The sequence below is a fragment of the Nonomuraea basaltis genome (assembly GCF_005893125.1).
Taxonomy (GTDB): Bacteria; Actinomycetota; Actinomycetes; order Streptosporangiales; family Streptosporangiaceae; genus Nonomuraea; species Nonomuraea basaltis.
The window spans coordinates 1-22,565 of the sequence record NZ_VCJS01000206.1; the positions used below are offsets into that span (position 1 = coordinate 1).

At 67.4% G+C, this 22,565-nt stretch carries 24 protein-coding genes and 2 tRNA genes; 15 read left to right on the top strand and 11 right to left on the bottom strand.

From position 1 onward, the window contains the following. Nucleotides 1-197 precede the first annotated feature (197 nt). The 6 genes from EJK15_RS53640 to EJK15_RS53665 all read left to right on the top strand — a co-directional run bounded on the left by EJK15_RS53640 (nt 198) and on the right by EJK15_RS53665 (nt 4,372). A complete protein-coding gene (locus tag EJK15_RS53640; protein ID WP_171075067.1) occupies nt 198-830 on the top strand; it encodes a response regulator in 633 nt (210 codons plus the stop codon). A gap of 214 nt (nt 831-1,044) precedes the next feature. Beyond that, complete coding sequence (locus EJK15_RS53645) at nt 1,045-1,266, top strand: hypothetical protein (protein ID WP_138718185.1); 222 nt, start codon at nt 1,045-1,047, stop codon at nt 1,264-1,266. 68 nt (nt 1,267-1,334) lie between these two features. After that, nucleotides 1,335-1,847, top strand: coding sequence for a hypothetical protein (locus tag EJK15_RS73555; protein ID WP_206061672.1), 513 nt, complete (start codon nt 1,335-1,337; stop codon nt 1,845-1,847). Between the two features lies 1 nt (nt 1,848). Beyond that, nucleotides 1,849-2,583 (top strand): prolipoprotein diacylglyceryl transferase, encoded by a 735-nt coding sequence (locus tag EJK15_RS53655; protein ID WP_138718186.1) that lies wholly within the window; start codon nt 1,849-1,851, stop codon nt 2,581-2,583. Further along, nucleotides 2,580-4,121, top strand: a complete 1,542-nt coding sequence (locus EJK15_RS53660) for a radical SAM protein (RefSeq protein WP_138718187.1) — start codon at nt 2,580-2,582, stop codon at nt 4,119-4,121. The genes EJK15_RS53655 and EJK15_RS53660 overlap by 4 nt, the downstream gene beginning before the upstream one ends. Next, complete coding sequence (locus tag EJK15_RS53665) at nt 4,118-4,372, top strand: hypothetical protein (protein ID WP_138718188.1); 255 nt, start codon at nt 4,118-4,120, stop codon at nt 4,370-4,372. The genes EJK15_RS53660 and EJK15_RS53665 overlap by 4 nt, the downstream gene beginning before the upstream one ends. On the opposite strand, the gene EJK15_RS53670 is transcribed toward EJK15_RS53665, so the two are convergent. Genes EJK15_RS53670 through EJK15_RS53680 form a run of 3 tightly spaced genes read right to left on the bottom strand, consistent with a single transcriptional unit; the run spans nt 4,362 to nt 6,628 of the window. Beyond that, nucleotides 4,362-5,657 carry a TolB-like translocation protein gene (locus EJK15_RS53670; RefSeq protein WP_138718189.1) on the bottom strand — a complete coding sequence of 432 codons (1,296 nt, stop codon included), beginning with the start codon at nt 5,655-5,657 and terminating at the stop codon, nt 4,362-4,364. The genes EJK15_RS53665 and EJK15_RS53670 overlap by 11 nt on opposite strands. Next, nucleotides 5,654-6,121, bottom strand: a complete 468-nt coding sequence (locus EJK15_RS53675; RefSeq protein ID WP_138718190.1) for a SigE family RNA polymerase sigma factor — start codon at nt 6,119-6,121, stop codon at nt 5,654-5,656. Before EJK15_RS53675 ends, EJK15_RS53670 begins: the two co-directional genes overlap by 4 nt. 48 nt (nt 6,122-6,169) lie before the next feature. Next, on the bottom strand, nt 6,170-6,628 hold the full coding sequence (locus EJK15_RS53680; RefSeq protein ID WP_138718191.1) for a MaoC family dehydratase: 459 nt from the start codon (nt 6,626-6,628) through the stop codon (nt 6,170-6,172). 506 nt (nt 6,629-7,134) lie between these two features. Between EJK15_RS53680 and EJK15_RS53685 the strand changes: the two genes are divergently transcribed. Beyond that, complete coding sequence (locus EJK15_RS53685) at nt 7,135-8,316, top strand: ATP-binding protein (RefSeq protein WP_138718192.1); 1,182 nt, start codon at nt 7,135-7,137, stop codon at nt 8,314-8,316. Between the two features lie 103 nt (nt 8,317-8,419). Here the strand turns inward: EJK15_RS53685 and EJK15_RS53690 are convergent, their stop codons facing one another. Together EJK15_RS53690 and EJK15_RS53695 are read right to left on the bottom strand one after the other, a co-directional pair. Next, nucleotides 8,420-9,211 carry a MauE/DoxX family redox-associated membrane protein gene (locus tag EJK15_RS53690; protein ID WP_240777792.1) on the bottom strand — a complete coding sequence of 264 codons (792 nt, stop codon included), beginning with the start codon at nt 9,209-9,211 and terminating at the stop codon, nt 8,420-8,422. A 5-nt stretch (nt 9,212-9,216) separates the two neighbouring features. Then, complete coding sequence (locus EJK15_RS53695) at nt 9,217-10,164, bottom strand: hypothetical protein (protein ID WP_138718194.1); 948 nt, start codon at nt 10,162-10,164, stop codon at nt 9,217-9,219. A gap of 217 nt (nt 10,165-10,381) precedes the next feature. Between EJK15_RS53695 and EJK15_RS53700 the strand changes: the two genes are divergently transcribed. Next, entirely contained in the window at nt 10,382-10,873 is a 492-nt protein-coding gene (locus EJK15_RS53700) for a SigE family RNA polymerase sigma factor (protein ID WP_138718195.1), read from the top strand. Between the two features lie 43 nt (nt 10,874-10,916). Here the strand turns inward: EJK15_RS53700 and EJK15_RS53705 are convergent, their stop codons facing one another. Then, nucleotides 10,917-11,402 carry a MarR family winged helix-turn-helix transcriptional regulator gene (locus EJK15_RS53705; RefSeq protein WP_240777793.1) on the bottom strand — a complete coding sequence of 162 codons (486 nt, stop codon included), beginning with the start codon at nt 11,400-11,402 and terminating at the stop codon, nt 10,917-10,919. Nucleotides 11,403-11,506: 104 nt separating this feature from the next. On the opposite strand from EJK15_RS53705, the gene EJK15_RS53710 reads away from it, so the two are divergent. Then, the gene (locus tag EJK15_RS53710; protein ID WP_138718197.1) at nt 11,507-12,070 is read left to right on the top strand and encodes a YceI family protein; all 564 of its coding nucleotides are present in this window, start codon (nt 11,507-11,509) and stop codon (nt 12,068-12,070) included. A 161-nt stretch (nt 12,071-12,231) separates the two neighbouring features. Next, nucleotides 12,232-12,320: transfer RNA gene (locus tag EJK15_RS53715), tRNA-Ser, on the top strand. Nucleotides 12,321-12,396: 76 nt separating this feature from the next. On the opposite strand, the gene EJK15_RS78055 is transcribed toward EJK15_RS53715, so the two are convergent. Then, the gene (locus EJK15_RS78055) at nt 12,397-12,756 is read right to left on the bottom strand and encodes a tyrosine-type recombinase/integrase (protein ID WP_420847159.1); all 360 of its coding nucleotides are present in this window, start codon (nt 12,754-12,756) and stop codon (nt 12,397-12,399) included. 299 nt (nt 12,757-13,055) lie between these two features. Between EJK15_RS78055 and EJK15_RS53725 the strand changes: the two genes are divergently transcribed. Beyond that, entirely contained in the window at nt 13,056-13,898 is an 843-nt protein-coding gene (locus EJK15_RS53725; protein ID WP_138718198.1) for a helix-turn-helix domain-containing protein, read from the top strand. A gap of 87 nt (nt 13,899-13,985) precedes the next feature. Continuing rightward, the gene (locus tag EJK15_RS53730) at nt 13,986-14,582 is read left to right on the top strand and encodes a dihydrofolate reductase family protein (protein ID WP_240777794.1); all 597 of its coding nucleotides are present in this window, start codon (nt 13,986-13,988) and stop codon (nt 14,580-14,582) included. On the opposite strand, the gene EJK15_RS53735 is transcribed toward EJK15_RS53730, so the two are convergent. Continuing rightward, nucleotides 14,566-15,021 (bottom strand): glycosyltransferase, encoded by a 456-nt coding sequence (locus EJK15_RS53735; protein ID WP_171075068.1) that lies wholly within the window; start codon nt 15,019-15,021, stop codon nt 14,566-14,568. The genes EJK15_RS53730 and EJK15_RS53735 overlap by 17 nt on opposite strands. 763 nt (nt 15,022-15,784) lie before the next feature. Here EJK15_RS53735 and EJK15_RS53740 point away from each other — a divergent pair. The 3 genes from EJK15_RS53740 (at nt 15,785) to EJK15_RS71685 (ending at nt 19,705) form a co-directional block, all read left to right on the top strand. Next, nucleotides 15,785-18,544: a heparinase II/III family protein gene (locus EJK15_RS53740; protein WP_138718201.1), complete on the top strand. Its 2,760-nt coding sequence runs from the start codon at nt 15,785-15,787 to the stop codon at nt 18,542-18,544. Between the two features lie 42 nt (nt 18,545-18,586). Then, complete coding sequence (locus tag EJK15_RS53745) at nt 18,587-19,099, top strand: isochorismatase family protein (RefSeq protein ID WP_206061673.1); 513 nt, start codon at nt 18,587-18,589, stop codon at nt 19,097-19,099. Nucleotides 19,100-19,601: 502 nt separating this feature from the next. Further along, a tRNA-OTHER gene (locus EJK15_RS71685) sits at nt 19,602-19,705 on the top strand. Nucleotides 19,706-19,752: 47 nt separating this feature from the next. Here EJK15_RS71685 and EJK15_RS53755 read toward each other — a convergent pair. The 3 genes from EJK15_RS53755 to EJK15_RS53765 form a co-directional block, all read right to left on the bottom strand. Continuing rightward, nucleotides 19,753-21,186 carry a tyrosine-type recombinase/integrase gene (locus EJK15_RS53755; protein ID WP_138718203.1) on the bottom strand — a complete coding sequence of 478 codons (1,434 nt, stop codon included), beginning with the start codon at nt 21,184-21,186 and terminating at the stop codon, nt 19,753-19,755. Continuing rightward, a complete protein-coding gene (locus EJK15_RS53760; RefSeq protein WP_138718204.1) occupies nt 21,183-21,419 on the bottom strand; it encodes a hypothetical protein in 237 nt (78 codons plus the stop codon). The genes EJK15_RS53755 and EJK15_RS53760 overlap by 4 nt, the downstream gene beginning before the upstream one ends. A gap of 233 nt (nt 21,420-21,652) precedes the next feature. After that, nucleotides 21,653-22,180 (bottom strand): hypothetical protein, encoded by a 528-nt coding sequence (locus EJK15_RS53765; RefSeq protein ID WP_138718205.1) that lies wholly within the window; start codon nt 22,178-22,180, stop codon nt 21,653-21,655. Nucleotides 22,181-22,565: the final 385 nt, after the last annotated feature.

Here is a 22,565-nt window from a genome sequence, read left to right on the forward strand (position 1 = left end):
GCCTCGGGGGGAGGGCCGGGGCCGGTGGCGGGTGCTGGCCGTGCTGCCGACTTCTGATGATCAGCCCATGTCCACGTCCTCAAAGGGTGCTGATGTGGATGGGGCGGCCTCTGGGGTGCTTGGTTTGGCTTCTCCCGGGAGGTGAGAGGGGTGGTCTGTTCTGCCGGTACGACCAGGGAAGGCGTTGGAGGCGGTCTGTGACGATCAAGGTGCTGGTGGCGGATGATCACGCGGCGGTCAGGGCCGGGATCGCGTTGATCCTCGGCGGGGTGGAGGACATCGAGGTCGTCGGCGAGGCGGGTGACGGGGAACAGGCCGTGGCCCTGACTCGGGAGCTGCGGCCCGATGTGGTGTTGATGGACGTACGCATGCCGCGCCTCGACGGCATCTCCGCCACCAGGCAACTGGCGGGGGTCAGTGACGTGCTGATCCTGACGACGTTCGACGTCGACGAGTACGTCTTCGGCGCCCTGCGGGCGGGCGCCGCCGGGTTCCTGCTGAAGAACACGGATGCCCACTCGCTGATCGAGGCGGTGCGGGTGGTGGCACGCGGGGACGGGCTGATCTCGCCGGGCGTCACGCGGAAACTGATCTCAGCCTTTGCCGAGCAGGCGCCGCCGCGCAGAGAGCCGGCGGCCGATCCTGAGAGCTTGACACCTCGGGAGCGGGAGGTGCTGGCCTGCATCGGGCGAGGCATGTCCAACGCCGAGATCGCCAGGGAGCTGGACATGGCGGAGGCGACGACGAAGACGCATGTCAGCCGGGTGCTCAACAAGCTGGGACTGAAGAGTCGGGTCCAGGCGGCGATTTACTACTCCGAGGGTGGATAGAGCAGCAATGTGGGTGGCTTGCTACTCCGAGGGCGAATAGAGCCGTAATGCGAGTGGCTTACTACTCTGAGGACGCATGGAGCCGTAATGTGAGCGCGTGAGCATGCCGCCTCCGCCTTCCTCTGGGCCTGGGCCTGGGCCTGAGCCGCCTCGTCATACAGGGCTGATCGTCGGGCTGGCGTTCGCCGGGGTCTTCGGGTACATCGTCGTCAACGTGATCGTCGGTTCCATTGCTCTGAGCATGGCGTCGTCGGTGGCGATCGGGGTGGGGGCCGGTGTTCTGGCACTGGTGGGTATCGGCGCGGGGCTGGTGTTCGTGCTGCTGCGGAGACCGTGGTCGATAGGGCTGGGGCTGGGACTGATGATCGGGTGGGCGCTCGCGTCGATCATCTCGGCCGGGTTCTGCACCGGGCTGAATCCGGAGATGTACACATAAATGGATGTATCGAGCGGATGCCAATCGGCCGCCCCTAGCCTTGACGACGATTTGGGAGTAGCCGATCAATGAGCACGCCACCACCACCGCAGGACCCGGGCAATCCTGAGCGGTTTCCCCCGGGGCAGGGAGCGTTCGGGCCCTCGAGGGATGGACGCTCTCAGCCGCCCCCGCACGGGCAGCCTGCCTACGGGCCGCCGCCCCCGCACGGGCAGCCCACCTATGGGCCGCGGCCCCCCTACGGGCCGCCTGCCTACGGGCCGCCGCCACCACCCCCGTCCAGCGGTGGCTCCGTCGTCCTGCTCGCGTTCGCCGGTCTGGCTCTCTACAGCGTCCTCAACACCGTCATCGGGTTCTTCATCTTCGTCGTCGCCATGGACTCCCGCACCGGCGCCACCCTTTACGTGGCGATCGGTGCGGCGGTGCTCGCCCTCATCGGCCTGGGCGGCGGCGTCGGCCTGCTGTGCATCCGCAGGCCCTGGACCAAGGGCCTGGGCCTCGGGCTGCTGATCGGATGGGCGCTGTGGTCCATCCTGTCCGCCGGTCTCTGCACCGGCCTGAACCCGAGCCTGTACGCCTGACATGCCCCCCTACCACGAGATATTCGTCGGCCTAGGCGTATTCGTGGCCTCCATCGTCTTCGTACGGGAGGCCCGCAGACGCGGCGCGTTCAACGAGCAGTCGCTGATAGCCGTCACCGGCGCCCTGGTCGGAGGCGCCATCGGCATGCGCCTGGCGGGCTGGCTGGAGACCCTCAACCTCGAGAACCTCTGGCTGTACGGCTCCCGCAGCATCCTCGGGGGCCTGACCGGCGCATACGTGGGCGTCCTGGTGGCCAAGAAGATCATCGGCTACAAGGAGCGCACCGGCGACCTGTTCGCCCCGGCCGTAGCGCTCGGCATGGCGATCGGCCGCATCGGATGCCACCTGACGGAGGCGCCCGGCCGGCCCACGGGCCTGCCCTGGGGCGTACACGCCCCGGGGACGACCCCCGAATGCCCCGGCTGCCTCGCCGGGCAGGCCATGCACCCGTCGTTCATCTACGAGATCATCTTCCAGCTCGCCGCGTTCGCCGCGCTCGTCTGGGCGCGCAAGCGGCTCACGCAGCCCGGCGAGCTGTTCACGCTCTACCTCGCCGCGTACGCCGCCTTCCGCTTCCTCGTCGAGTTCGTCAGGGCCAACGAGACGATCTGGCTCGACCTGACCGGCCCCCAATGGTTCCTGATGGCGGGGATGCCGCTGCTCGCGCTCCGGCTCGGGTACGGCTGGCGGCGCGGCTACTACGATCCCCTCTTCCAGCGGAAGGTCATGATATGAGCGCAGGGATGGGTCTGCGGGGCGACCGCATCCTCAGGTACGTCAACGCGTTCTGCCCGGAATGCCACGGCCGGGACCTGGACAAGGTCGAACGGCTGAGCGGCTACCTGGCCGAACGCGACGGCAGAGTCTGGCTGGAACGAGGCTGCCGCGAACACGGCCTCATCAAGACTTTGTACGACGAAGATCCGGAAATCCTCAAATATCTAGAGGAATGGACCGCCCCCACCAAACAGCACATACCCGATATGTCAGGAAACTTCGCTCCGATCCCCCTCGCCTACCTCAACGGCCTCCCCGAGCTGCAGACCCAGCACACCTGCATCCTCCTGGAGGACATCGCAGAGGCCTGCAACCTGCGCTGCCCCACCTGCTTCGCCGGCAGCTCCCCGGACCTGACCGGCATCGTCCCCGTGCCCGACGTCCTCGCGAACGTGGACCAGCGTCTCAAAAGGGAGAACGGCCGCCTCGACGTCCTCATGCTGAGCGGCGGCGAGCCGACCCTCCACCCGGAGCTCAAAACCCTCCTGACCGAGCTCGAACAGCGTCCGATCACCCGCATCCTGATCAACACCAACGGCGTGCTCATCGCCAGGGACGACTCCCTCCTCGACCTCCTCACCGAGCACAGGGACCGCGTCGAGGTCTACCTCCAGTACGACGGCTCTTCGGCCCACGCCTCCAAACACCACCGAGGCGGTGACCTGCGCCAGCTCAAGGCCCAGGCCGTAAAACGCCTGTCGGAGCGCGAGATCTTCACGACCCTGGTCATGACGGCCGCGCTGGGCGTCAACGACGGCGAGATCGGCGACGTCGTACGCCTCGCGCTCGACACCCCGTACATCGGAGGCGTCTCGCTGCAGCCCCAGTTCGGCTCCGGCCGGTCGGGCACCATCGACCCCATGAACAGGCTCACCCACACCGGCGTGCTCAAGCGCCTCGGCCCGCAGACCGGCGGCCTGGTGACCTGGCGCGACCTCACCGCCCTGCCCTGCTCCCACCCCCACTGCTGCTCGGTCGGCTACCTGATCCGCGACGACGCCCAGCAGTGGCGCTCCCTGACCGCGCTGATCGGCCACGACCGCCTCAAGGAGAACCTGGGCCTGGTCTCCAACCGCATCGCCGACACCGAGATCCCGCGCGAGCTGCGGCTCGCCGTACAGGAGTCGCTGCTCGGCCTGCTGTCCGAGCAGTCGTCGCTGTCGCACCCGCAGATCGGCGACCTGTGGCGCAACATCTGCGAGAACTGCGACCTCGGCGTCTCCACCCTCCTCACCCTGGCCTCGTCGGCACTGCCGGGCCGGCGCAAGAAGCTGCGCCGGATGCTGGGGGAGCGGGTGGTGCGCATCACGGTCAAGCCGTTCATGGACATCTCGACCATGATCGAGGAACGGCTCACGCAGTGCTGCGTGCACGTGGGCACCCGGGCCGAGCAGGACCAGTGCGCGCCGTTCTGCGCCGTGCAGGCCTGGCCGCAACTTTCCCGGCAACGGCTGTCGGCGGTGGCGTCCGAACGGCGCCTGGAGGTGATCACGTGACGACGCAGGCCGACGGGAAGACCGGGCCGTACGATCCGCTCCGGTTGTGCGTGTACGCGACCGTCGCGCTGCTGGCCTGGCTGCTCGGGCCGTGGGCGGTGCTGGGCTTCGCGGTGCTGGGGTTCGCAGGCTATTGGAAGGCGCGGCGAGCCGGGCTGACCCGGAGCAAGTGCCTGCTCAGGGACACCCGGCTCGTGCTGGCCTATCTGGGGTTGCTCGCCGTCGTGGCGGTCGTGGCGATCATCGTGTGACGGCCGCGAGGTTCAGGAGCGTGTATTCCTTGCCACCTCCGGACGCCCTCGGAATACATCGCCCCTTCTCGCACTGCTGGCGTATTCGCAGGTCCTGGTCCCAGAAGAGCGTCGTGGAGGGTGCGGCCCAATGGACGCCCCTCGTCACCCCCCTGCCCTCCGTACCGGGGATCCGCTCGCCGAGCCCGGTCATCATCCCGGTGGCGAGGTCGTACATGACCGCGAGCGGGACCCCTGGCTTGTTCTTGTCCGGGTCGTGCACCGAGACGAGCGCGAACCGGTCGCCGTCGCCGAGCGGTTCGCTCGGTCCATACGGCCGCAACGCCGAGGGCAGGGTCTTCCGCTCGGATCCGTCCACCCGCTGCACGACCACCCGGTTCTTCAACTCGCCGACGCACCACTGGGACACGCATCGCAACATCCGCGCCCCCTTGGGCACCGACACGTCAAAGGACTGGCCGGTCTCCAGGTTGACGACCCGGTTCTGGTTCTTCACCAGCGCCCTGCCCTCGTACCCTGCCGCCCAGGGCCAGGCGGTCAGGTGCAGCCCGTCGGTGCCGGGCAGGCGGGCCGGGGTCCCGCCGGTCAGCGGCACGCGGTAGACCCCGCCCTTCGCCAGCGACCAGACGAGAGAATCGCCCGAGAGGGCGACGGCGTCCGCCACCATCGCGGCTTCCACGACCTTCCTGGCCGCTCCGCCCGCCCGCGGCATGATCCAGAAGGACATCCTGGGCCTGTTGTCCGCCCGTGCGGACCAGGCGATGTACCGTGAGTCCACCGCTATGACCGCCGGACCGGGAAGCGCTTGGGGCACCGGAACGGAAATCTTCTTGACCGGTGGGATCTCGCCGAGCACGCGAGCCGTTTTGCGCGCCGTGTCGTAGACCTCCAGTCGCATGGCCCTTTCCCAGGACGCCCCATTCGGGGACGCGAGCATGAGCACCTCGGTGGCGCTCAGCGCGGTCACTGGGTGGATGCTCATGCCCTCGGAGTTTCTCGTCGGCATCTTGGCGACGGCGTTCGGCCACACCTCGGCGGCGGATGTGAACCGCGGCGCCGAAGGGGTCGCGGTCACGGCGGGTTGGGCCCGGCGGCCCTCGCCGGACAGCGCCACCGTCGTGCCGCCCGCGATCGCCACCACCGCGGCCGCCGCGAGCGCCACCCGTACCCGCTGCCTGGTACGCCGGCCCCGCCGCCGCGCGGCCACCCCCTCGGCGAGGTCGATCCGCTCCACCTGCCCGGCGGCCGTCCGCAGGGTCCGGACCAGGTCCTGTTCGCCTCTCATCGTGCCTCCTGCAGCACTTGCTTGATCCGGAGCTTGGCCAGGGCCCGGGCGGCCTGGCTGCGCACGGTTCCGCGGGAGACACCGAGGATCTCGGAGATCTCCTGGTCCGACAGGTCCTCGTAGTAACGCAGCACGAGCACGGCCCGCTGCTTGCGGGGCAGTTCCTGAAGCTCGGCCCACAGGTCGGCGTCGCCGTACCGGTCGTGCTCGCCGCGCTCAGGCACCGCCGCGACCAGATCCTCCCGGCGCCGCCGGCGCCACGACTTGATGTGCAGCCTGACCATGGTCGTGCGCACGTACCCCTCGGGGTCGTGCTTGTTGCGCACGCGGGTCCAGGCGTCGCCGAGGCGGGCCAGCGCCTCCTGCACGAGATCGGCCGCGTCCTCGGAGTTGCCGGACAGCACATAGCCGTACCGGAGAAGCGCGTCGCCCCGGGCTCGGACGAACTCGTCGAAGTCTTCCACGAACCCAGGGATCGCTGAGGGCGCTCTACTGTTGCACGTGAAACGTGGTTATTCGGCGGGGACGTAGAGGCTGAGCGTCTCGGCGACGCAGGCCGGCCGCTTCTCGCCCTCGATCTCGATGGTCATCTTCAGGTTGGACAGGTAGCCGGCAGGCGTGCCCTTGACGTCGGTGAGCTCGCCCACGGCCCTGATCCGCGCGCCGACGGGCACGGGCCTGGGGAAGCGGACCTTGTTCAGGCCGTAGTTGACGCCCATCGCGATCCCGTTGACCTTCACCAGCGAGAACATGAGCGACGGCAGCAGCGACAGCGTCAGATAGCCGTGCGCGATCGTGCCGCCGAACGGCCCTTCCTTGGCCCGCTCCACGTCCACGTGGATCCACTGGTGGTCGTCGGTGGCGTCGGCGAAGAGATTGACCTGGTCCTGGGTGACGGTGCGCCACTCGGTCGGGCCGAACTTCTCGCCGACGGCCGCCTTGAGCTCCTGAACATTCGCGAAGGTCCGCATGGTCCGAACGCTATTGCGCGGGTGGTACGGCTGCCAAGTTGAGCATCCGGAACCGGTCGAGGATCGGCGCCATCGACAGCCGCCGCGGGAAGCCGAGACCGTCGAGGCGGCGCACCATCCGCCATCTCCTTGTCCGGCAGGTCCTCGTAGTAGCGCAGCACCAGGACGACCCGCTGTTTGCGCGGCCGTGTCATCGGCGGTGCCGGTCAGCATCTAGCCGTACCTGAGCAGGGCCTTGCCCCGCGCCCGGACGACCTCCTCGAACTCCACATCACCCAGACACACGAGGGGTCCCGCACTGTTGCAAAGATCTTTTACTTGAAACCATCGCATAGGTGTTCGAGTCCGCGCTACAGTCTTAGATATCGCAATCGAACAGAGGTTCGGCCTGGTGAGAGGGGGTGTGTCCGTTGACGGTGCTCGCGCCCGCCCCTGTTCGGACACGCCGTAGCACTTTCTTCCCAAATCTAAGACGGCCGCTATATCCGGCAATAAAGTCCGAGAGCGTGGACCCTGTGCGAAACCCCTACGCCCCCGGCGCCGGGCAACGTCCGCCGGAGCTCGCCGGACGCGATCGAGAGCTGCAGCAGTTCGAGGTCGTGCTCGAGCGGGTGGCCCGTGGCCGCCCCGAGCGGAGCATGGTCGTCACCGGCCTGCGGGGTGTCGGCAAGACCGTCCTGCTCAACACGTTCAAGTCCATGGCCATGCAGCGATTGTGGGGCACGGGCAAGATCGAGGCCCGGCCCGACCAGTCGATCAGGCGGCCCGTGGCGGCCGCGCTGCACATGGCGATCCGCGAGCTGGCCCCGCGGCACCGCGCGCCCGAGCGCATCGAGGAGTTCCTCGGCGTGCTCAAGGCGTTCGCGATGCGGGATCCCGCGGCGGCCAAGGGCACCTCGCACTGGTCGCCCGGCATCGAGGTGCCCGCCAGCCGCGGGCGCGCCGACTCGGGCGACCTGGAGATCGACCTTACCGAGCTGTTCGTTGACGCCGCCGGTGTGGCCACAGACCTGGCAGTCGGCATCGCACTGTTCATCGACGAGATGCAGGACGTGCCGGCCGCCGACGTCTCGGCGCTCTGCGCCGCCTGCCACGAGCTGTCGCAGTCGGGCGGGCCGCTGATCGTGGTGGGCGCCGGACTGCCGCATCTGCCGAGCGTGCTGTCGGCCAGCAAGAGCTATTCCGAGCGGCTCTTCCGCTACGCGCGCATCGACAAGCTCGACCGGGACGCGGCCGACATGGCGCTGATGCTGCCGGCGCGCGAGGAAGAGGTGGAGTTCACCCAGGAGGCCCTCGACGCCCTCTACGAGGCGGCCGACGGCTATCCCTACTTCGTGCAGGCCTATGGCAAGGTCGCCTGGGACCTGGCGCCGCGCAGCCCGATCACGATCGAGGACGTCAAGGTCTCGGCTCCCGAGGCCGAGGAAGAGCTCGCGGTCGGGTTCTTCGGCAGCCGCTACGAGCGGGCCACCCCGGCCGAGCGCGACTACATGCACGCCATGGCGCAGATCGGCGACGAGCCGGTCGCCACCGCAGACGTGGCCGACGCCCTCGGGCGGAAGCCGTCCAGCCTCTCGCCCGCCCGCGACAGCCTCATCAAGAAAGGGCTCATCTACAGCGCCGAACGCGGGCTGATCGCGTTCACGGTGCCGCACTTCGGGAAGTTCCTGCGCGCTCAACCAGTTTGAGCGGCGCCCCTAGACCTCTATTGGGCTGTCTAGTGGGGAAGCTAGACAGCCCAATAGAGCAATATCGTCATGTCTGTCGAGGGAAATCTACGGCTCTCTAGCGTCAGGCCGATACTGGCGTATATTCCTGCAGAGATCCGCTGGCCTCCGCGCTGACCACGGCCATCCGCACCACAGGGCGCCGCCCGCTGAGATAGACCGCGAACACGACGTCGTCCTGGTCGTGGTTCTGGAACGCGAAGAAGCGCCAGCACAGCTCGCGCCAGGTGTCGTACGGCTCGGACGAGGCCAGCTCGTCCCGGTGGGCCCGCCAGGTGCCGCTCGCCCTGAGCCTGGCGAGGGTGACCGACTCGGCGGGGCCGCGCCGCTGCTCGCACGGCGCGCGGAACCGGACCCGGTCGATCATCTCTTCGATCTCCGGCGACAGCGCGAGGAGCACGGCCAGTCCCGCGGCCATCAGCCACGACGGCTGGGTCGCCGCCACCCATCCCGGCACCGGCGCCCACACCGACACGCCGGCCATGCCGGTCAGCGCCACCGTCCTGCCGATCGAACGCAGCCCGACCGGCGCCGAGCTCACCTCGCCGAAGCAGCCGCAGCCCGCGTCGGGGCGCCGCCTCCGCAGCTCCAGCAGCACGTACGTGGAGAGCGCGAAGAACGTGACCGTACCCCAGCGGAAGATCGGATGCGTGGTCAACAGCAGTCCCGCGGCCAGCACCGCCTCGCCGGCCGCGCAGACCAGCAGCGCGGGCGCCTGCATGCGGCCGGGCACCAGCACCGCCGGCCCCAGCCTGGACAGCGCACCCGGCTCACCCCCGGTCCGCACCGAGGCCACCTTGGCCACCGTGCCCAGGCCGAGCAGCGCGATCAGGATCGGCAGCTGCGATTCCAGCACGCGTGTCACCCCAATCCGATCTGAGCGTTGAAGCAGCCTTTCACCAGATCGCCGCCGAGCTCCACATAGGAGAACGGCGACAGCTCGGCGATCCGCCCGCGCGGCGACGTGTCGCACTCGACGCAGCGGTCGCAGAACCGCCCCGCCACGCACCCGCACGCCACCACCGGCACGTTGGCAGAGCGGTTGGAGCAGATGTTCCTGATCTGGAGGAGGGACCCGATGGCAAGGTACGGCAGTCCCGCGCACGACGCCCCGACGTCGGGGCAGCCGGTGTCGGTGCGTTCCAGCATGGGGTACGCCGCCCCCCGCTCTTCCTCGTCGAACGTGTCCGACCACGTCGCCGTGCCGGAGATGCGCGACTGGAGGCCGGCGTACGCGGGCGGCGGAGGCGGCACGGCGCGCGCCGGGTAGGGGGGCTGCGAGGTCGCCGGCAGCAGCGCCAGGCCGGCGCCGTCGCGCCTGATGCCGATCGCGTCGAACAGGTAGCCGGGCTCGAACTTGGGATGGCGTACCTGCAGCCGCCCCGAGGCCCGGTAGGGGATGACGACCGTCCGGTGCCCGCGGTGCGGCCCGCAGTCGAGCTCCACCGTCAGGTCCTTGCGCCCGGTGATCGACAGGATCGTCCCGGTGATGCGGGTGGTGTCGGCCCAGATCCGCTCGACCACACGCCCGTCGCGCAACGCCCGCATCATGACCATGGAGCCCATGGGGAGATCGGCGGGGGCGGCGTCGGCGCCGTGCCAGGCGGTGGCCCACGGCGCGATCACGAGCCGCTCCTCCGTGCCGTCCGGGGTCTCGATGATGATGAGATGCGGGCTGACGTCAAGGATCTCGCCGGCGACCGCGTTTATGGGTTCTCCCTCGCCCGGGTCAGGACCTGGAACACCGGCGCCGCGGCCGAGCGCGGCCGCGGCGAGCACCCGGCGGCGCTCAACGGTCGGATACCCCATCCGCCCTCCCTCGCTCGGATACTAGAGTCACACGATTTGGGGGTAGCTCACGCCGCAGTGGCGCAGGGGAGAGCAAAATACGCATCCCTGGGGAAGTGAGTTGACCTCCGTCGGCGGAGAAACCGCCACCGACCTTGGCCTACCTTTATCGTCGGTGGACCGAAACCTGAATTCCGGTTCAGGCCTAATAGGGCATCAGGCTGCGATTCTGGCCACGATGCAGACCACCGGATGGGAAGACGAGTTCCGCGAGTACGTCAGGACGCGCGGGCCTGCGCTGCTGCGCGCGGCTCACCAGCTCACCGGGCACCCGCTGGACGCTGAGGACCTGCTGCAGAACGCGCTGACCAAGACCTACCTGGCATGGGACCGCATCGAGGACCGGAGGGCTCTGGACGGGTACGTGCGGCGGGCGATGGTGAACATCAACATCTCGCAGTGGCGGCGGCGCAAGCTGGAGGAGTACCCCTCCGACCAACTTCCCGAGGTGATGACCGAGCAGGTCGCCTGCGGGGACGTTCACGAGCAGCTGGAACGGGCGCTGGCGGAGCTGCCCGAGCGGATGCGGGCGGCGATCGTGCTCCGCTACTACGAGGACATGACCGAGCCGGAGATCGCCAGGACACTGGGGATCAGCGTTGGCACGGTGAAGAGCACGGTGTCGCGGGGGATGGCCAAGCTACGAGTCGCCCTGGGGCTGGGGAAGTGACCTCGAGTCGCCCCGGGCGCTGGGGACATCGGGGCCCTGGAGGCTAAGAGGAAGCCACGGGTGTGGTTTCTGTGGCACCGACGGTGGCGCAGGGCCGTACGACATCCCTGATCTTCCTCAGAATGCCCAGGAACGCCTCCAGATCCTCCGTGCTCAGCAGGCTGGTGAAGCTGTCGTCGATGTCCTGGAGATGCTGCGGCAGCACGGACTCCAGCCGCTCACGCCCGGCGTCGGTGAGCGCGGCATAGGAGGCCCGGCGATCACTGGCGCACGCCTTCCTGGTCACCAGCCCCTCGCGTTCGAGCCGGTCGACGACTCGCGTCACGCCGCTGGTGGACAACCCGGTCTGCGCCGCGAGATCACTCATCCGCAGCCGCTGGTGCGGTGAGCGGGCCAGCCGGATGACGGTCTCGAAGTCGATATCCGACAACCCCGCCGTGGCGAGCACCGGCTGGAACCTGGCCATGAGGCCGGCATGCACCTCGGTCAGCAGTCCGATGGCCGTCAGCCGGGGGTCGTCAAAGTTCATCACGTTCACACCTTAGACGACGATAGTTGACGTGCGGAATATTCCTCGTGTAGAAATTTGTTGCCGCAGACATCCGCACAGCAAGCTTTCTGAGGAGAACCCCGATGAGCACCCGTACCTGGGAGTCCCTGACTATCCCCGCCGCCGGCACGTACAACCTCGACGTGGCCCACACGCGCATCGGGTTCATGGTCAAGCACATGATGGTCAGCAAGGTCCGCGGCCACTTCGGCGCCTTCACCGGCTCGGTCACGATCGCCGACAACCCCCTGGAGTCCAGCGCCGAGCTCACGATCCAGGCGGACAGCATCGACACCGGCGCGCCGGACCGCGACGGTCACCTGCGCAGCGACGACTTCCTCTCCGCCGAGAAGTTCCCGGCGATCACCTTCAAGAGCACTCGCGTGGTGGCACACTCCGGCGACGAGTTCACCGTGGTCGGCGACCTGACCATCCGTGACGTCACCAAGGAGGTCGAGCTCACGGTCGAGTACGGTGGCGCCGGCGCCAACCCGTGGGGCGCCCAGGTTTGGGGCTTCTCGATCACCACGGAGCTCGACCGCGAGGAGTTCGGCCTGACCTGGAACCAGGCCCTGGAGACCGGCGGCGTGCTGGTGGGCAAGAAGGTCAAGATCGAGATCGAGGGCGAGGCCAACCCGGCCGCCTAAGGTTATCCACAGGTCCTGAAGCCCGCCCATGCTCTGGGCGGGCTTCATCCACAGACAGTTACCCACAGGCTGTTGATAACTCTTGGTGAAGGCCGAGAGTGCAATCGCTTTGCCGCCTCGCCGGAAGGCCGGTACGCTGTGCTGAGCCGCAATGGCTTCCGGGAGGATTCGCCTAGTCAGGTCTATGGCGCCGCACTGCTAATGCGGTTTGGTGGCAACACCATCCGGGGTTCAAATCCCCGATCCTCCGCACGTCAGAGGCCCTTCCCTAGATCAGGGGAAGGGCCTCTTTGATCTTCAGCGGGTACCAGGGTTGCAGTTGGCCCTCAGGGAGAGCCCCAGAGAGTGGCGTCCATGCGATCGCTGGCGTCTTTCATCTGGAGGGTTGCTATGTGGGTGTAGCGCTCGGTGGTGGTGACGCGGGTGTGGCCGAGGATCTCTTGGACGACCCGGATGTGGACGCCTTGCTCTATCAACAGGGTGGCTGCGGTGTGCCGCGCGTCGTGGACTCTGGCGTCCCGTACGCCGGCCTGCTTGAGGACGGACTTCCACTGCTTCCAGTCCTCTGTGCGCTCGATCGGACCGCCGAGCTTCGTCGTGAAGACCAGATCGTGATCGGTCCACTTGTCCCCAGCCTTCAGCCGTTCCGCGGCCTGGGTCTTCTTGTGGGCCCGTAGGAGGGCCAGGAGCGCCGGAGGGCACTGGAGGGTGAGCTTGCTCTTGCCCTTGCGCTGCCGGAAAACGAGCCCGCCGCCGGTCCGCTTCGGGCACTTGTCCGCATGGCCTGTGCAGTCCTTCGGGCACGGGCGCTTGTAGCAGCGGTGAGAACGCTTCTTACATTACAGTCCGGCTTGCAGTCGCGATCGTGCCGATGCTCCTTGCAGTTCTTCCTGCACGCCTTACGGTTCCACTTCTCTCCGCATGCGTGTGAGTCGCTGCAGCCGTGCTCCCACTCGGACCGCTGGATGTCGGCCACACTGGATCCATGCAATACGTGGGCCGGGTCCCCGCCCCGCCACTCGACGGGTTCATCGACGACATCTATTGCCTGACCGGGGTGCCGCGCCACCGCCGGATGAACGTCCCGCCGATGCCGTCGGCACACCTGTTCGTCAACCTGGGTGAACCCGCCCTCCTGTGGGACTCCGACCCTTCGGTGCCGCCGGCAGTGTTCGTCGATGGGTGGTTCATGGGTGTATGGACCAGGCGTTTCCGCATTGAGTACCCCACCCGGGTGCGGCTCGTCGGGGTGCACTTCAAGCCTTGGGGGATTTCGCCATTCGTCGGCATGCCAGCGACCGAGCTGAGGGACCGATGGGTGCCGGTCGACGCCGTCTGGCGACGGTCTTTGGATCGGATTCGCAACCGGGTCGGCGACCTCGTATCGGCCGCCGAGACACTGCGGGTGTTGGAGGAGGAGCTGCGATCGCGACTTGCTGAGGCACCGTCGCGCGGTCTCGCCCTGGTCCGGCACGCAGGGGGGAGTTTGGAGGCCTCCCACGGCGTGGTTCCGGTCGGTGCGCTGGCCGATGCCGCCGGGGTGAGTGGCAATCACCTGGCCACGCTGTTCAAGTCTCATGTCGGGGTCACCCCGAAGCGGGTGGCGCGGATCTACCGCTTTGCGCGGCTGATCGTGTCCGTAGACGCCCGGCGTCCGGTCGACTGGTCCGGCCTCGCTCAAACGGCGGGCTACTTCGACCAGGCTCACTTCAGCAGGGAGTTCGAGGACTTCACCGGCCATTCCCCGACGGAATACCTGGCCCTGCGGCGCCGATTCCCCGCCGAGCGGGGGTTCCCGCCGGACAGCGGTCCGATGCCCACTGATTGATTTTTTACAAGCTCAGCCGCCCTCAGGGCGACAGGATCGGGGCGAAGGCGCAAGAAGACTGGAGGAGAACCTGTGGGCACAGTATTCATGCACAACGTGGTGTCGGTGGACGGCTTTATCGCCGACGAGAACGACGACGTCGGGCCACTTCACGATTGGTACTTCAACGGGGACGCCCCGATCACCGGAGGCAGCGACCAGCAGTACGATCATTCCGGAGCTGGAAGCGCCTTCAAGGTTTCAAAGGGATCGGCGCAGTACGTCCGGTCGATGTGGGAGTCGATCGGCACGATCGTGATGGGCCGCCACCTGTTCGACCTGGTGAACGGTTGGGAGGGTCATCCGCCCACGGGCGACCACGTAGTCGTGGTGTCCCACCGGCCTAAGCCCGAGGGCTGGCACCCCGAGGCGTCGTACTACTTCGTCGATGACGTGACGGCTGCGATCGACAAGGCCCAGGAATTCGCCGGAGGGCGAGCCATCAGTGTGAACGCCGGAGAAGTGGGCGGCCAGATTCTGGCGGCCGGCCTCGTGGACGAGGTGGCGATGGACGTGGTGCCGGTGGTGTTCGGGTCGGGCAAACGCTACTTCGGCAGCATCGATGGGCAGCATCTACTGGAGGATCCCCATGTGGTTATCCAAGGCGAGGGGGTGCTGCACCTGAGGTTCAGGCTACGCCGCTAGGGGGTGCCTCAAACCGGCTGCCTAACTGACAACAGGACCCCCGTGCAGGTCCTGGATGACCTCGAGCGGGTCCGGCTTCTGATCTCCCCAGGATGGCCGGCTCCGACCACAGGTACGGGTAGAACAAGCAGGACGGGAACACGGTGAGCTGCCCCAGGTGGGCGCGGTGCGTGCCGGTGAGGTAGGCCGGGCCGGTGGAGATGGCAGGCCGCTTGCCCCTGTGCGCCTGCGCGGATGCCGGCAGGCCCCGGATCAGCTGGCCGACGAACGGATGCCGCCGCGTGGCGCCCATGAGGCCGTTGGCGATGCGCCTGCCGTCGCTCTCCCGCGCCGCGAAGCAGGCGACCCCATCCAGCAATGGCGTGATCGGGCGCAGGCACTCGAAGTCCGCGTCGACGTACAGGCCGCCGTACTGCCACAGCAGTTCGTAGCGCAGCACGTCCGCATGGAACTGGCCGACGTTCGCGGGGCATAGTGGTCGGCCCGGTCGAACAGGTGCTGGTTGCGCAGTGGCGGGAGGTTGTCGTCGCTCCAGACGCGGATCTGCCAGCCGGGGTGGTGGCTGACCCACGTGTCGCGGTAGGCCGTGAACTCGGCTCGGGGCAGAGGTTGCCCCGCCTGTTCTTCAGGAGCCTGTAACCGTCGTTCCAGGAGCTGTTGATCCAGTGCCACTGTTGCCAGGTATTGGTCGAACTGCAAGGCTCGGTGAAGATCCTGCTAGTGGAGTCATTCGACAGGCATTTGCCGGTATCACGGTTCTGCAATGCCCAGTAGATCCCAGCAGCGCTCACGTTACTGCCTGCGGTGTTCGCGGGCGCTGCGTGGGTGGCGGTTACACCGAAATGATCCCGGACATCCCCAAAGGCTGCAACAGCGGCGAGACGGGTAACTACTTGCATGCTTCGTCCTCTCCATATCTGACTTGGTGTTGGTCTCGTCGACATGTAGGAGAGACTGAGGAGCGGGCTGTCCGCAACGGTGCACGACACGGTACGCCGGTCATCGTGGCTCGGGCGGGTGAGGTCGATGACAGGGCCCTCGCCTATCGTGCGGCCTTGGCCAGGGATGTGGATCCAGTGTTGAACACACCAGGCCCGCTGGCACGGCAGACCAACGCAGGGCTGGATGGTATGGCGTTCGGTCCGCCTGCCCCGGCGGCCTGACATACCGCCGACATACCGCGCACCTCTATCTTGGCGCGCATGCGTTCCTTGCGGCGGCGGTTCGCCGTCTTGATCCTCTTCGCCGCGTTCCTGGTGCCGGGCCCTCCGGCCACCGCGGCGGCCCTGTCGGACGCCGGTTTCTTCGGGAGGTGGAGCGCCGGCGCCTGGGCGGTGGGGCCGCGGCTGAACTACACGCACGCCGGCCTGGCACCCGTGGAGAGCGCAGTCAAGGCGGGCGACTACACGCTGGCCAAGCAGAAGCTGCTCGACTACTACCGCGCCCGCCCTGCTATCGAGACGAGCGCTTTCTCGCACGACAAGCCTTGGCCGGGCGCGCTCGAGCTGACCCCCAGCCACATCTGGACGCTGGGTGACGGGGAGCAGTACGTCAAGACGGTAGCCTTCGGTCCGGGAGAGAACACGGTCACGGCCGACGTCACGACCACCGTCACCAAGGGCAAGGCCGGATTTTTCCTGATGAGCCGCTACAAGGACGCGGTCATCGCTCTCGTCAACAGCAGGAGCGAGGGGTTGGGAAAGCCCACCCTCCGCCTGACTCTGGCCGACGGGTCCACGAAGACCCTCAACCCCACGCACGACACCTACATCTGGGCGGCCTATCCCGACAACGTCTACGGCGCCAAGTACTATATGCAGGTCAGCGACAACGGCACGGGCCCGTTCACCGGCGAGACACGCAAGGCGTATCTGCACTTCGATCTCTCCGGCGTCTCCGGGGTGAAGAAGGCGGAGCTGACGCTGACCGGCCAAGCTCCCTCCGCGAAGGCCGTCATGCTGTACAGCACGGGCGAGACGTTCAACGAGACCACCCGCACCTGGAACAACACCGTCCAGAACACCTACTCTTGGGAAGGCGACCCGGGGGGCTTCGACTGGAAGCTCCCGAAGGGCGCCGACCCGGAGTACCTCTACCAGCTTCCCCGCTTCTTCTTCGCCGGCCCGCTGGCCCTGGAGTACCAGAAGACCGGCGACGAGCACCACGCCAAGACACTCATCGGCCTGATGACGGACTTCATCAAGGACGCCGACACCTACGACTCCGATCAGGGAGCCGGTTCCTACCTGGAAAACCTGCACGTGGCGCGCCGCCTGCAGAACTGGATCGCGGCCTATGAGATCCTGCGCAAGAGCCCGTCGCTTACCCCCGAGTCCAACGTGGCGATCCTCAAGACGATGAATCGGGCGGGGATGCACCTGCAGGAGAACGTCGTCACCACCCCGAACAAGATGCAGTCACAGAAGATCACGCTGCTGCACGCCGCGGTCTACTTCCCGGAGTTCCGCGCGGCACCAGGGTGGCGGACCAACGCGGCGACCTTCCTCACGACGCAGCTCAACGATTCGACCTATCCCGACGGCGGCTACAAGGAGGCGACGGACGGTTACCTGAGGGGCTACCTCAACCAGTACGCGGAGTCGATTCCGTTCATGCGGCGCCAAGGGATCGAGTTCCCCGCCACCGCCAGTGCCAAATTGCGGAAGCTCGCCCGTTTCCTCATGGACCAGGCCTATCCGAACGGATACAGCCCAGCCTACGGCGACGCCAACACCAAAGATCTGCGGGGCGGCCTCGCGCGACTGGGCGCGGAGCTCGAGGACCCGGAACTCGTCTACGTCGGCACGTCCGGAGCGTCCGGGCAGCGGCCCGCGCACACCTCGGTGCTCTACCCGGACACCCGGGTGGCGATCTCCCGGTCCGGGTGGAGCGCCGACGACTCCTACCTGCGGATCAACGCCGACCGCGGCAACCACAGCCACCCGGACGAGCTGGCGATCATCACCTACGCGTACGGCAGGACTCTCCTGCCCGACATGGAGACGTTCACCTACAGCGACGACCCGCGCGCGGTGTGGCTGCGGAAATCCACAGAGGCACACAACACGATCGAGATCGACAACAAGGCGCAGTCCCAGTCCACGACGGCGGCCGGCGGGATCTCGCATCTGGTCACCAACCCCGCCTTCGACCTCATCGGCGCGAACACCGAGAGCTCCACCGGTGCTCGCCACGAGCGGTCCGTCCTGTCCCTCCACTCGGACCTGTGGGTGGTCTCCGACCGGCTGAAGCCCACGGACACCGCGGCGCACCGCTACGAGCAGAACTGGCATTTCGCCTGGGACGCCAAGCCCGCCATGAACTCCGGGTCGAAGGCGGTGTCCACGGGCTACGGCACGGGGGCGAACATCAGCATCGTGCCCGCCGACCCAACCAAGGTCACCTCCTCGCTGCCGGACGGCTACCACGCGCCGGGAGGCTACACCCTGCAGAACGCCAAGTACGCCTCCTACGCCAAGACGGTCGCGGGCCAAACGACCTTCGACACCCTCCTGGTGCCCTCCCGCGGCGCGGCCACCCCGGTGACCGTGGCCAGGCTCCCGGTCGGGACGACCCCGTCGTACCAGGCCACTGCCCTGAGCCTGAACGGCGGCACCGGCGTCTACTACAAGTCGTGGACCACGAAGGCTTCGCGCACATTCGGGTCCTACGCCTTCGATGGCAAGCTGCTCTACGCCGACGCCGGGACAATCGTGCTGGTCGACGGCTCCTCGGTCGTCCGCGACGGCACGACCCTGGTCAAGGCGCCGGCCGCGGTCACGGACCTGGCCGTGACGTTCAAGGACGGCACCGTACGCATCGACGGCAGCGGGCTGACCGCGAGCACCGACCCGGCCACGGCCATCGCGATCGCGGCGCCCGAGGCGACTACCAAGGTGATATTGAACGGCACAGCCGTTCCCTTCGAACGCGTGGACGGGTTCATCTACGCGGCCGCCTGACACCCACCCCAGAGTCACCTCACCCCTCAAATGTGGAACATCATGGAAAAACTGGACCCTCGTCGCACCGCACTGTTGCTCATCGACCTGATGACACGCATCGTCGAGCAGGCCACGGCGCCTCATTCTGGATCCTTGGTGGTTGCCCGCTGCCTCGCTCTGGCCGAGGCCGTGCGCCGAGCGGGCGGCCTGGTCGTCACCGTGCGGGTCGAGCGGCCGGGCCTCGCCGAGCAACCGCCAGGCAGCGAGCTGGTGGAAGGGGTGATCGGCGACCTGGAGATCGTGAAAGGCACCTGGGGCGCTTTCCACAACACCGGACTGGAGGAGGCGTTGCGCAAGCGGGGCATCGACACCCTGATCATCACCGGGATCGCCACGAACTTCGGTGTCGAGCAGACCGCACGTTTCGCCGACGAGTTCGGCTTCAAGGTGATCTTGCCAGAGGACGCGGTGACCGCACTCGACGCACGTGCCCATCAGTTCGCCTTCGACTACATCTTCCCGCGTATCGCCACCGTGTGCACGACCGCCGAGGCCGTGACAGCCCTGCACTGAGAGGAGTGCGTCAAGCCGCGCCCGTCACGGCCTCCGCGACCCTGCGGATCCTGGCCTCGTCACGCTTGTAGTGTGTCCACTTGCCCACGCGTGTCGACTGGACCAATCCCGCCCGTTCGAGGGTGGTCATGTAGGACGAGACGGTTGACTGTGCGAGCCCGCACTTGAGCCTGGCACGGAGGGCCGGGCTGGACATTGAGCCATGCCATGAGCCCAGGTGGGGCGAGGTGCCTGGTGGGCACGGCGGCCCGCTCGCCCAGCAATGGTGTCCCGATGCGGCCGCGGCCGCGTACCACGACACCCCTGCTCTGATCATCTGGCATCTCCGCCGCCCCCAGCAATGAGGCGACGAGGTGGGTGTGGCGGGTCCGTTCGGTGGCTCGGATCATGGCGTCCTACTTGTCGGCGTCAGTGGTGTCGCCTCCTACCAGCCAGTCAAGCCGGAGGGGTTGCAGTTTGGGTTGCGGTTCACTGCCCTACCAGCGCGTTCCAGGAAGACCGCGGAGGGATGTTGGTCCAGGCGGAACTGTCCTGGACGATCATGCCCCGAGCTGCTAATGCGGTTTGGTGGCAACACCATCCGGGGTTCAAATCCCCGATCCTCCGCTCCTGAGCAGGGAGTATGCGAGAACTCGCATACTCCCTTTCTCGTCTCACAGATCATTCGCCGCTCCCGATGGCACATTGATGGCACGAACGGCCGCCGAGCGTTTCCGGCGCGGCACGAACGCGGCGATCGCCACCGCGGCCTGCTCCTGCAACTCCTCGGCCACCGACGTGTAGACGTCGCTCGTGAACGCGCTAGTCGCGTGCCCCAGAGTCTCGGAGATGACCTTGATGGGGACGCCAGCGGCGAGCAGCATCGTGGCCGCCCCGTGCCGGAGGTCGTGGAAGCGGACTGGCGGTAGGCCAGTCCGGCTCGAGAGCGTGCCGAACCGCTCCGACACGTGTTCGGGACGCAGGGGAGAACCGTCCTCCTTGGTGAAGACGCGGCCTGAATCCACCCACGCCTCCCCCCACTCCAGCCGCTTGGCCGCCTGCCGCTTCCGCCACACCTTCAGCGTGGCCAGCGTCTCCTCATCGATCCTGATCACGCGGTCGGAGTTCTCGGTCTTCGTGTCGTCGAGCTCGTCGTCGGGCTGCGCCTGGCGGATGTGCACGCGCCCGGTGTCGAGGCTGACGTCGGCCCATTCGAGGCCGACCAACTCGCCGCGCCGCAGCCCCCAGTAGGCCGCGAGCTGGAACAGCGGGTGCAGCCATTCGCCCTCGGTGGCGTCGAGGAAGGCGCCGGTCTGGTGCTGCGTCCACACCATCACCTTGGCCGGCACCTTGGCCGTCTCCCGCCACCGCTCGACGCGCTCGGCCGTCCACAGCAGGGGCTTGGCCCGGCGCGTCTTGCCGAAGGTGACGACCGACGCCGGATTGCGGGTCAGCTTTCCGGCCCGCACGGCGTCGTTGAGCGCCTTGGACAGCACGGCGTGCATCCGCTTGATGCGGGCCGCAGTGAGTGGGCGGGTGGAGTAGCGGCGGCCGTCCCGCTTCGCGCGCGCGTCGACCAGCCGGCGCATCAGGTCGGACTTGTCCTCGTCGGCCTCCGGGCGGTTGATCTTCCGCATGGCCGCGTACAGGTCGCGGATGTGATTGTCTCGCAGGTCGATGAGGCGGAGATGGCCGAGGCCGGGCTTGAAGTAGAGGTCGATGGCCTCGCGGTAGCTTTCGACGGTGCTCTTGGCCAGGTCGTCCTCGACCGCCTGGCGGCCGTTGATGTAGTTGGTGAGGTAGTCGCCGACCTTCAGGTTCCGGTCGTCGACGTGTTCGCCGCGGCGCACCAGGCCGCGCGCTTCGTCGAGCGCGTCGGAGCACTCGCCCTCGGTCCGGAAGGGGCCGACGCGCGGCTGTCTGCGCTTTCCGTCAGCACCGCGCGGGGCTTCGTACCGGCCGTACCATGCGCCGTGCTTCGGGTTCCACCGCTCGGTGGTGCGGCCACTCCTCTTGTCGATCATCTGGAGCTTGATGTCGGGGCACCGGTTGCCGAGCAGTCGGCCAGTCACGGGGTCGCGGCAGGAGCACGCCTTGTAGAGGCTCATCGGGATTCCTTACGAGGGGCACGGGCGTCGATGTCCTCCAGGACACCCCACATCTCTGGAGGTGTGATGCCGTCACGGCGCATCCGCTCACGGTGCTCGCGTAGCTGCCGCCGGTCCGACTGGTGCTGGCGGTCTTCCGCTGCCGCCAGGCGAAGGTGTGCGTCGCGTTCCTTGTCCGTCTCTGCCGCGCCCGCCGCCCTCCGCTCCGATTTCGCGGCGTTAACCGAGCGCATGAAGTACTTCACATACCGGTCGTGCCAGCGGAAGGCGTAGGCCGCTGACGCTTGGTGGTCTTCATCGTCCTCGTCGGTGCTGTACCACTTCCCAAGCGCTGCGTCTGGTTCGCGAGTTCGCCGCCGTGGCGTCGATGCGTGACGCCGTTCGGCCCCTGCGCGAGAACTCTGGCGAGTAGCGTGGCCGGGCCCCAGACCACCCCCAAGCGCCCGACGGCGTTGCCGTGCCCACCTCACCCAGGCCCGGGCTGGAAGCTCTTACGGCTCTTGACCTGGCGCCCGTCGCCCAGCTCTACACGGCCCCACAGGTGCACCGAGGCCGGGTCGATCTCGAATGTCTCCTGGCCGGCCTTCAGGAAGTGCATGGCTTGCTCCAGGTCGATGGCCCACGTCGCGTTGTCGTGCGCCTCAAGACGATGGGGAAGGTCCGGGCCGATCATGCCGCCCGGGACGCTCAGGGACATGCCCTTGATCGAGCTGGGCAGCGAGATCCCGGTCACGGTCACGGGGAGTCTGCCCACGTTACGGGCGCGTACGGCGATCACGGGTGTGGTGAACCCCTGCTCGACCAGGTGTCGCAGGTTGCTGGGAGCCATGGAGTCAACCGGGCCTGTGGCCATGCTGCCTTGGTTACGAGCGCCGATGAGCAGGTCAGTCTTGACCCGTGCGCCCGAGAGCAGGAACAGAGTGATCTGCCAGGTGAGGAATGCGGTAGCGACGACGGCGCCGAACACGGCTATGACGAGCGTGACGGTCTGCATGCCTGCCGAGCGTAATCACGAAGACGCGTTGCGTCTTCCCCTCCCGCGCGGGGCACATTGTCAGGCGTTCCCCTGGCCACATCGGACCGACGTGAGTTCCGCGAAATAGGCCAAGTATCGGTGCCATCAGCGTGCCATCACGCCTAGTTGTCGCAGATCACGGACTGCGAACCGGATATCCAATGCGGTTGGATTGAGCAGTCCGTGAGTATCCACGCTGATCTCTGCGGTCCTTCCCGCCCTGGCCGTCGACGTCGACTAGGGCGCGTATTGGGTTGTGATCAAGGGGTGGCTCGTGTGAGGTCTTTGATCCAAATCATCGCGCCACGAAGGTGGAGGCCGGCGATGTAGCTCTCAGGGGTCTTGTCGTAGCGGGTGGCGATGC

Excerpts from the sequence above, each read along its gene's own strand:
- EJK15_RS73555 (WP_206061672.1), top strand. The coding sequence starts at position 1,335 with ATGAGCACGCCACCACCACCGCAGGACCCGGGCAATCCTGAGCGGTTT.
- EJK15_RS53660 (WP_138718187.1), top strand. The coding sequence starts at position 2,580 with ATGAGCGCAGGGATGGGTCTGCGGGGCGACCGCATCCTCAGGTACGTC.
- EJK15_RS53745 (WP_206061673.1), top strand. The coding sequence starts at position 18,587 with ATGGAAAAACTGGACCCTCGTCGCACCGCACTGTTGCTCATCGACCTG.
- EJK15_RS53700 (WP_138718195.1), top strand. The coding sequence starts at position 10,382 with ATGCAGACCACCGGATGGGAAGACGAGTTCCGCGAGTACGTCAGGACG.
- EJK15_RS53695 (WP_138718194.1), bottom strand. The coding sequence starts at position 10,164 with ATGGGGTATCCGACCGTTGAGCGCCGCCGGGTGCTCGCCGCGGCCGCG.
- EJK15_RS53755 (WP_138718203.1), bottom strand. The coding sequence starts at position 21,186 with ATGAGCCTCTACAAGGCGTGCTCCTGCCGCGACCCCGTGACTGGCCGA.
- EJK15_RS53730 (WP_240777794.1), top strand. The coding sequence starts at position 13,986 with ATGCACAACGTGGTGTCGGTGGACGGCTTTATCGCCGACGAGAACGAC.
- EJK15_RS53655 (WP_138718186.1), top strand. The coding sequence starts at position 1,849 with ATGCCCCCCTACCACGAGATATTCGTCGGCCTAGGCGTATTCGTGGCC.
- EJK15_RS53705 (WP_240777793.1), bottom strand. The coding sequence starts at position 11,402 with ATGAACTTTGACGACCCCCGGCTGACGGCCATCGGACTGCTGACCGAG.
- EJK15_RS53765 (WP_138718205.1), bottom strand. The coding sequence starts at position 22,180 with ATGCAGACCGTCACGCTCGTCATAGCCGTGTTCGGCGCCGTCGTCGCT.
- EJK15_RS53710 (WP_138718197.1), top strand. The coding sequence starts at position 11,507 with ATGAGCACCCGTACCTGGGAGTCCCTGACTATCCCCGCCGCCGGCACG.
- EJK15_RS53680 (WP_138718191.1), bottom strand. The coding sequence starts at position 6,628 with ATGCGGACCTTCGCGAATGTTCAGGAGCTCAAGGCGGCCGTCGGCGAG.
- EJK15_RS53725 (WP_138718198.1), top strand. The coding sequence starts at position 13,056 with ATGCAATACGTGGGCCGGGTCCCCGCCCCGCCACTCGACGGGTTCATC.
- EJK15_RS53760 (WP_138718204.1), bottom strand. The coding sequence starts at position 21,419 with ATGCGCTCGGTTAACGCCGCGAAATCGGAGCGGAGGGCGGCGGGCGCG.
- EJK15_RS53740 (WP_138718201.1), top strand. The coding sequence starts at position 15,785 with ATGCGTTCCTTGCGGCGGCGGTTCGCCGTCTTGATCCTCTTCGCCGCG.
- EJK15_RS53670 (WP_138718189.1), bottom strand. The coding sequence starts at position 5,657 with ATGAGAGGCGAACAGGACCTGGTCCGGACCCTGCGGACGGCCGCCGGG.